Consider the following 8,522-nt stretch of genomic DNA (forward strand, 5'->3'; position numbering starts at 1 on the left):
TAACGTTCAGCCAAAGCTTAATTCGCGGTTGGCCATCAAGGTCTTTGCGGTCGACATCGACGGCACCCTAACTGAAAACGGGGGCGGGGCAGTCAGCCTCCCGGCGCTGGCGAAACTGCGCTACCTGGACAAGCTTGGCTACAGCGTAGTCTATGTCACGGGTAGGTCGTCGATAGAAGCGTTCGTGCTTGCCGTGTTTGGGGGGACCACGCGGGTTGCAGTCGGCGAAAACGGGGGCGCGATAACCGTTGCGCCACAGGAACACAAGCTCTTGGCAAGCAGGGAAAAATGCATGAAGGGATACGAGATACTGAAAAAGAGTCTGGACGGCGTCCAGGAAAAGCCTGTGTTTCCTAGGATGACCGAGGTCGTGATGTTCAGGACGTTTGACATAGCGGAGGGGCAGAAGGTCCTCGACGAGCACAATCTGCAATTATACCTCAACGACAGCAAGTACGCGTTTCACATCAACGAAAAGGGAGTGGACAAGGCGCTCGGATTGAAAGAAGCACTAAAGATTCTCAAGGCAGAGCCGGAAGAGGCAGTAGCGATAGGGGACAGCGAGACCGACGTGACGATGTTTGAAATATGCGGGCACAGCGTGGCCCTGGGGCACGCCGACGACGCGGTCAAGGTAAAGGCATCGCACGTGGTCGCCGGCAGGGAAGGGACCGGCCTTGTCGAAGCAATTGACCACGTCGCGCTCAACTATCTGGGGATAAAGGCTTGACTTTTAGAAAGCTAGTCGAAGAGACGCGGCAAATAGTGACTGCCAGCCTCGCCTCTGCCGGCTACCCTTCTGTGCAGTTTGACGTGTCCGAGCCCCCAAGAAAAGAGTTTGGCGACCTAACGTGCAACGTCGCCTTCCCGCTTTCAAAGCAGCTGAAAAAGCCGCCGGCGAAAATCGCGGCAGATCTAATCGAATTCCTAAGGCCGCTGATAAAGCAGGGGTCGCTTGTCTTGTCGGCCGAGCCGCACCCGGCCGGCTACGTCAATTTCATGGCAAACCACGCGGTGCTTTCCACGTCGACTCTTGACGGGTTGCTTTCAGATCCTGACGCGTACGGCCATCTCGACGCGGGGAAGGGCCGACGCATGGCAATAGAACACACGAGCGTCAATCCCAACAAGGCGCTCCACGTTGGCCACATGAGAAACGTCATCCTTGGCGACACGCTGTACAGGATAATGAAGGCCACCAACCACAAGACGACCGTGCTCAACTACGTTGACGACTCGGGACTACAGGTGGCAGACATCGTCGTCGGCTTCCGGTTTGCGGGGTTTTCAGTAGAGCCGCCGGCAGGCCGCAAGTTCGACCAGTATTGCGGCGACGACGTGTACGTGAAAGTCAACCAGATGTACGAAAAAGACCCGACGCTTGTGGAAAAGCGCAAAATCGTTCTGAAGGAGATGGAGGAAGGAAGATCGGAAATCGCACGGTTTGCAGCAGAAATAACCAAGAGGGTGCTTGACGAACAGCTGCGCACCTGCTGGAGGCTGAAGGCGCGCTACGACATCCTGAACTTCGAGTCACAGATTGTAGTCTCAAAGATGTGGGAGAGGGCGTTTGAGCTCTTGAAGAAAGAAGGCCTCGTGAAATTCGAAGAGGAGGGCAAGAACAAGGGCTGCTGGGTGATAGAGGCAGAAGGCGAGGAGGACAAGGTGGTGGTGCGAAGCGACGGCACCGCGACCTACGTTGCAAAGGACATACCCTACGCCACCTGGAAGATGGGGATTGTAAGCGACCCGTTCCACTATGTCGAGTATGGCACACAGTGGGATAGTTCGACGCTGCATGCGACGACGCTTGAGCAGGGAAAGGCCGGCTTGTTCCCCGGCGCAGACAGGGTTGTAACCATAATCGACTCGCGGCAGTCGCGCCTGCAGCGCATCATCTCACACGTGCTCGGGCGGATTGACTCCGGCGGCGACTACCAGCACCTAGGCTACGAGGCAGTCACGATTTCTGCCGGCACCGCAAAGGCGCTTGGCATCGACATAGGCGAGCGTCAGTTCATGCACATGTCTGGCCGCAAGGGCATTTACGTCGGCGCTGATTACGTGCTTGACCACCTGAAGGCAAAGGCGAAAGAGGAGGTCAAGAGCAGGAACCCGGACTTTACCGACGAGGAGCTCGATTCGGTCGCCGAAGAGATAGCCATTTCTGCCATACGCTACAACATGGTAAAGCAGGACCTGGACAAGATAATCACATTTGACATCACCGAGTCGATGAGCCTAGAAGGCGACACGGGCCCCTACCTGCAGTACGCCTATGCGCGCTCGCAGCGCATACTGGAAAAGGCCGGCGTCAAGGCGCCGTCGGTTGCCAAGTTCGAATTATTGAGGCACGAGGCAGAAACGGTGCTGATAAGAGAGATAGCCAAGCTCGACCTAGTAGTCGAAGACGCTGCAAAGTCGCTCTCGCCAAAGGCGCTCGCGCGCTACTCGTACACTCTTGCGACCGCGTTCAGCCTGTTTTACGAAAAGGTACCCGTGTTGAGGGAGCCTGATAAAGAAGTCCTAGCGGCCAGGCTCACTCTTGTAAAGGCGTTTGGAATAGCGCTGAAAAACGCGCTGTCGCTCCTCGGCGTGACTGCGCTTAACAAGATGTAGTCTTTCTCGTCGGAATACGTCAGAGGATATTCATTAGATTGATTTTTATCCTGTCCTTCTCGCTAACCTCTTTGTGAAGATAGAGGAAGGCTCGTACGTGCTGCTTTTCCACACGTCGCGCAAAAAGTGGCTCACAAAAGTGACGCCGGATAAAAAGATGCATACGCACCTTGGCATCATCGACGTGGGGGCGACAATAGGCATGGAGTACGGGTCGCTGATAAGGACGACTGAGGGCAAGGTCGTGTTCCTGATAGAGCCTACGATCCACGACTTTATCATGAAGTCGGAGCGCAGGACGCAGATAGTATACCCGAAAGATCTGGGTTTTATCGCCGCAAGGACGGGTATGAAGAACGGGTCAAAGGTGCTTGAGATTGGCACCGGGAGCGGAGCGACTGCGACTTTCTTTGCGAGCATTGTCAAGCCGGAGGGCCACGTCTACACATTTGACGTCAACCCCGACTTTATGGAGATAGCAAAGCGCAACCTGGAAAAAGCCGGCGTGGCAAAGCATGTAACACTGCACCACCACGACCCGCACCAGGGCGTTGACGTGCGCGACGCCGATGTTGCCATTATAGACCTTGGCGACCCGTGGACAGTGCTTGACGTGGTTCATGACGCGCTGAAAGGGAGCGGCGCGGTTGTCGCCATTTGCCCTACCATGAACCAGATCGAAAAAACCGCGACTGAATTGAAGAAGAGCGGGTTTGTCGACGTCGAGACCATCGAGCTTCTCATAAGGCAGATGGAGGCGCGGGAGGGTATGACCCGGCCCTCGATGCGCATGATAGGGCACACCACATATCTCGTGTTTGCGAGAAAGGTGCAGAAAAAAGCGGAAGTACCGGCAGAAGACGAGTCGGAAGTAGAAAGCAACGATATCGAGTGATTTAGAATAAATATGCAGGCATGGTGGTGGGGTTGGGCCCGTCGCCTAGTCAGGACAGGGTACTAATCTTAAAAAGAGCACAAGCCTCCGAAGCTAGTTGTCGTGGGATCGAAGCCCACCGGGCCCGCTAAATGTATAACCAGCGCCGTACGTTCATTTCATGCTCAAATGATGATCTGTTATCAGGGGAGCGTAGCGATGACCACCTCACGACGGTCTGATGAGTACTTCGTGCAATTGCTTCAGTATCCGGGCAGTCGCGCCCCAGATCACGTTGCTGTTAAAGGTGAACCTGACGGCGGTCTTCGAAAACCTGAAATGCTCTTTGTCCGGCTCCATCGTCGCAAGAGTTTCGACAAGCGGCGCGTCGAGCACTCCTGCAACCTCCTTTTCTGCGACGCGCAATTGCGACAGCCTGTCCTGCACAGTCACAAACGGCACGATAAAATGGTTTGAAGTCATCGTCCTGACCGGCTGGAGCGCCCCCACCACGTCGTTTGGCTCAAATGCAAGCCCTATTTCTTCTGAAGTCTCCCTGAGCGCCGTGTGCATCAGCGTGAGGTCGCTCTGCGTAAACCTGCCGCCGGGAAACGAGATCTCACCTCTGTGCATCTTCAGGTTCTCGCGCCTCTTGGTCAGCACTATGTGCGGTTTGCTGTTGCTATAGTGGATTATGGCAAGGACTGCGGCCGGCGTAGCGGGCGCGGCGTCCTGCGCGGCAAACGTCTTTTTTTCAAGCACGCCCTCCAGAGCCTGCAGGATTTCAGCCTTGCGCACAGCGCAGATTGTAAGACGCGGTTAAATTCCGTTGCGGCAGACCTTTGCGTTTAATAATGCCGGGCGGCGCTTGGATGCCAAGTGATGAAGGTAGCGTACGAGCTGAACCCGCCCAGGATAGCCCGGGACGGCCGGTTTGACCAGAAGCGCCTGGAAAAGAGCATGGACGCGCTGCGCGAGCGGGCATCATTGCTCAGAAGGTATGCCGACGGCGTGCACTTAACGGACTCGGTGCTTGGCGTGCCCCGTGTCTCTGGCGTTGCGGCAGCTGCGCATATCCGAAAGGCTGCCGGCGACCTGAAGGTCTCGTGCAGCCTCAGGACAAGCGACAGGAACGTGATAACGCTTTCCCAGGCCGCGGTCGACGCGGTGATGGCCAGAGTCGACAGCCTTCTCCTTTTACTTGGCGACGCGCCAGCCGACGGCCGCGCGTCAGGGTTAAAGCCTTCGCAGGCACTTGCGATTCTGCGCGACCTGGGCTTTGATCGCAAGGTAAAGCTCGACCTGTCGTTTCCTACAAAAATCTACGACAGGTGGTCGCCTGCGATGCAGGCCAAGCTTGCGGCAAGACCGCGCTCGTTTGTGACGCAGTCCATATCGTCACTTTCAGACCTTGCGGACATTGTCGACCTAGCTAAGCAGAACAACATCCGGGTGACTGCGTGCATCATGGTGCCTTCGGAGAAAAACGCCGAGTCGGCGAAAATGATAGGGCTCGACTGGTCCGGCTATGCAAAAGAGCCGGTCGAGTTTGTGAGAACGGCGGGCAGGCTTGCCGGCAGCGTACTTATCACGTCGCCGTGCAGCTTCCAGGCCGGCATCGACCTTCTAAAAGAACTCAGTTGACATCGCCGCTTTTGGCAATCTCGCCCTTTAGCTGTTCTAACACGAGCCGCTGGAATGGGCGCATGCCTTCGTCCTCCGGCAGGCGCGGCCTTCTGTAGTCAACTTGTATCTCTTTTTTCACTGTGCCCGGCCTCTTTGTGAACACGACGACCTTGTCGCCGAGGCACACCGACTCGTTGATGTTGTGCGTGATGAACACTATGGTTTTCTTGGTCCTTGCCCAGATCAGCTGCAGCTCAACAAGCAGTAGGTCTCGGGTCTGGCTGTCGAGTGACGCAAATGGCTCGTCCATCAGGAGCACCTCGGGGTCGATTGCAAGCGAGCGCGCTATTGCGACGCGCTGCTTCATGCCGCCTGATAACTGATATGTATACGCGTCCGAGAATTTCGTCAGCTGCATCATGTCCAGGTACTGCATCGCTATCTCCGAACGCTTCTCCTTGCTCAGCCCCCTTATCATCAGCCCGAACTCGACGTTGTCCTGCACCTTGAGCCACGGGAACAGGGCGTTTTCTTGGAACACCACTATCCTGTCCGGGCCGGTCTCTGAAACGGGTCTGCCGTCCAGAACCACCTCGCCCTCACTCGGCCTGTCAAGGCCTGCCAAGATGTTCAAAAGTGTCGACTTGCCGCAGCCCGACGGGCCGACTATTGACACGAACTGCCCGTCTTCTATCGACAGGTTAATGTTCCTGATGGCGCTGACCTCCTGCACCTGGCCTCCCTGCACCGTCGTAAAGCGTTTGCCGATGTTCCTTGCTTCGAGCTTGGCCATATCAATCACTTGAGGTCGCTGAGGTCCCCGTAATGCTTCATCTTTTGCGTCCGGAGCCTGTCAAGTATGGTCAGCGTGCCGCCTACTGCGAGCGCGGCGATGCCTGCCATGACTATAAACGATGCCGCGGCGCTGGACACTATGTTAGACGTGCCCACTATCTCGGCTATTGCCTCGGGGTCCCCTATTATGGCCGAGACTTCCAGCGCGCCGTCAGAAGAAGGGTTGGACACCACTAGCGTGTAATTGCCGGCGGTCTGCGCCGCAAACTGCTCGCTGAAAAACGGCAGGTCTACTTCCCTTTCGACCACCGTGTCACCTGATGGATCGGTAACCCTAACAGACGCTTTCACTGGGCTCTCCTCGTAGCCGGGGAAAGCGACAAAGTAGGCGCCCTGGTTCCCCCCGATGCCCTGCATTATGTCAAAAGACCCCCGGGGCGCAATGGTGTGCACGCCGGTTTTCTGGATCTCTGACAGGAACTCGCCGACATAGTAGACGCTTGCCGCAAGGCCTACCGCGACGATGGCGCCGCCCGCTAAAAGAAGCACGTAGCCCCTCTGCAACTGCAATTTACCCTAAATATACTTCACAATGATATATTCTTACGGGCTCAGAGGGTAAAGTATTCTGCCCCCGGATGGTGCACCACCAAGGCGGCAGTCGACTGGTCGGGCACTATCTGCCCCGACTCTGTGAGGGTCATGCCGGATTTTTCGGGCGCAAGTATCTGCCACACGAGGTGGTGTTGCATCACGTCGGGGCAGCTCGGGTACCCCCAGCTGTAGCGCAGGCCCCTGTTGCCGATGTCAAGCTCCTGCCGTATGCGGGCGTTGACCCACTCAGCCATAGCCTCGGCAGTCTCGACTGCAAGCCCGTGCAAGTAGTAGGCATCCGTGTAGCGGTCCTCCCTGTTCCATTTGTCGATGATTTCTGTGACTTTATTTCCGACAGTCACTGCTTGGAACGCGACTATGTCGTCCTGCCCGAAATAGTCTGCAAGGCACAGGTGCTTCTCCCTGGACGATCTGGGGAACTCGAACACTACCTGCCTGTCCGGCAAGTCGACTTCAAGCCTGCCTGTCCCCGGCTTGTTCAGGGTCAGGTTGTGGCAGCGGAAATAGCCGTAGACTGCCCTGGGCTCGAACAGTCTTTCCTTTGCGACGCGCTCTGTCCACTCGACAAACAGCTTTTCCGGGTCGCTCTCGCTTGCGCCCTTACCTCTCACCCCCCACTGGAGCACGAACAGCGACTTTTTGCTGATGTGCTTCCACACCTCGTAAAGGTCGAAATCGTCAAGCCTTACCTGCCTGTTCAGGTGTGGAGGCGCGGGCGGCGCGACCGGCTTTATCTCGCTGTAGGGAAGGGGTGCGCTGTCCACAGACGTTTCTTTCTCCGTCCACTTCTCTATCTTTTGCCTCCATTCGCCGACAAACTGACCGCGCTCCTGAGACACGAGTGCGTTCATCACCTTCAGGCCATCAAACGCCGTCTTGCAGTAAAACACCCCCGACTCGTACACGCCGCCGTCCTTTGCTATCCTGTTGATGTAGTTGCTGTTGATTGCAGCGCCTCCGCACAGCACCGGGACTGCGATGCTGTTCTGCCTCGCGTGCTCGACAAAGTACTGCATCTGCTTTGAAGTCGACACAAGCAGAGCGGAAAGCCCCAGGGCGTCAGGTTTGACCTCATCTATCTTTTCGACTATCTTTTGCATCGGCACCTGCTTGCCTAGGTCGTAGACGGTGTAGCCGTTGTTCGCGAAAATCGTCTTGACCAGGTTCTTGCCGATATCGTGCACGTCGCCGTAGACTGTGCACAGCACCAGCTTGCCCTTGCTCACACCTTCCTGCTTTATGAGATATTTCTCAAGCTCTGCGACGGCGGCCTTCATGCACTCCGCCGACTTTAACACAAAGGGCAGTATCAGCTCGCCTGCCCCGAACTTGTCGCCCACCTCCTTCATGGCCGGCAGCAAAACCTCGTTGAGCGTGCTGACTGCCGCTTGGTGGGCGGCCTCTCTGTCTGCCTCAAGCACTATCTTCCCGCCCCTTCTGAAAACCCTGCCGCCCGCCGTCCTGTCGGCTATTGCCTGCACGACGTCGTCTTCGATGCCGTCCTTAAGGCGGTTGACGATGCGAAAGTAGCAGCGCTTGTCCGCGGGCCACGACGGGTCGACTTCGACGCGCCTGCTTGCGCCGCTCCCGATTGTTGCCTTCTCACCTTCAAAGTGCGCGATGAGGTCCGCAAGGGCGTTGGGATGGTTGTTGAATATCAGATCGTCTGCAAGTTTCCTCTGCTCCGCATCCAGCTCGGGGTAGGGCACGATGTCCTTGGCGTTTATTATGACGGTGTCAAGCCCGGCCTTGATCGCGTGGTACAGGAATACCGAATTTACGATTTTGCGCGCGCCCGCCGGCAGCCCAAAGCTGACGTTTGAGAGCCCGAGTGTCGTAAACGAACCCGGGAAGCGCTCCTTGACGAGCCTGATGCCTTCAAGTGTATTTTTTGCAGAATCTGCAAATTCCTGCTCGCCCGTGGCAAGCGTGAACGTCAGCACATCGAATATGAACTGCCACGGCTCTAGGCCATACTCTTTGCCTGTGTCAA

General features: G+C 56.6%; 8 protein-coding genes and 1 tRNA gene. 5 read left to right on the plus strand and 4 right to left on the minus strand.

The window, feature by feature from the left end:
• Window positions 1–28 precede the first annotated feature (28 nt).
• The 4 genes from VGA14_RS01010 to VGA14_RS01025 all read left to right on the plus strand — a co-directional run bounded on the left by VGA14_RS01010 (window position 29) and on the right by VGA14_RS01025 (window position 3,641).
• Window positions 29–730 carry a phosphoglycolate phosphatase gene (locus tag VGA14_RS01010; protein ID WP_331001877.1) on the plus strand — a complete coding sequence of 234 codons (702 nt, stop codon included), beginning with the start codon at window positions 29–31 and terminating at the stop codon, window positions 728–730.
• On the plus strand, window positions 727–2,619 hold the full coding sequence (locus VGA14_RS01015) for an arginine--tRNA ligase (RefSeq protein ID WP_331001878.1): 1,893 nt from the start codon (window positions 727–729) through the stop codon (window positions 2,617–2,619). The genes VGA14_RS01010 and VGA14_RS01015 overlap by 4 nt, the downstream gene beginning before the upstream one ends.
• A gap of 73 nt (window positions 2,620–2,692) precedes the next feature.
• Complete coding sequence (locus VGA14_RS01020) at window positions 2,693–3,514, plus strand: tRNA (adenine-N1)-methyltransferase (protein WP_331001879.1); 822 nt, start codon at window positions 2,693–2,695, stop codon at window positions 3,512–3,514.
• Between the two features lie 34 nt (window positions 3,515–3,548).
• Window positions 3,549–3,641: transfer RNA gene (locus VGA14_RS01025), tRNA-Arg, on the plus strand.
• 80 nt (window positions 3,642–3,721) lie between these two features.
• On the opposite strand, the gene VGA14_RS01030 is transcribed toward VGA14_RS01025, so the two are convergent.
• Window positions 3,722–4,291, minus strand: coding sequence for a CoA pyrophosphatase (locus VGA14_RS01030; RefSeq protein WP_331001880.1), 570 nt, complete (start codon window positions 4,289–4,291; stop codon window positions 3,722–3,724).
• 81 nt (window positions 4,292–4,372) lie between these two features.
• Between VGA14_RS01030 and VGA14_RS01035 the strand changes: the two genes are divergently transcribed.
• Complete coding sequence (locus VGA14_RS01035; protein WP_331001881.1) at window positions 4,373–5,137, plus strand: hypothetical protein; 765 nt, start codon at window positions 4,373–4,375, stop codon at window positions 5,135–5,137.
• Here VGA14_RS01035 and VGA14_RS01040 read toward each other — a convergent pair.
• The 3 genes from VGA14_RS01040 to VGA14_RS01050 all read right to left on the minus strand — a co-directional run.
• On the minus strand, window positions 5,130–5,912 hold the full coding sequence (locus VGA14_RS01040) for an ABC transporter ATP-binding protein (RefSeq protein WP_331001882.1): 783 nt from the start codon (window positions 5,910–5,912) through the stop codon (window positions 5,130–5,132). The genes VGA14_RS01035 and VGA14_RS01040 overlap by 8 nt on opposite strands.
• A 5-nt stretch (window positions 5,913–5,917) precedes the next feature.
• Entirely contained in the window at window positions 5,918–6,484 is a 567-nt protein-coding gene (locus VGA14_RS01045; protein ID WP_331001883.1) for a hypothetical protein, read from the minus strand.
• 41 nt (window positions 6,485–6,525) lie between these two features.
• A partial coding sequence (locus VGA14_RS01050; RefSeq protein WP_331001884.1) for a vitamin B12 dependent-methionine synthase activation domain-containing protein occupies window positions 6,526–8,522 on the minus strand: 1,997 nt, incomplete at its 5' end.

Source organism: Nitrososphaera sp., from assembly GCF_036397675.1.
Classification (GTDB): domain Archaea; phylum Thermoproteota; class Nitrososphaeria; order Nitrososphaerales; family Nitrososphaeraceae; genus Nitrososphaera.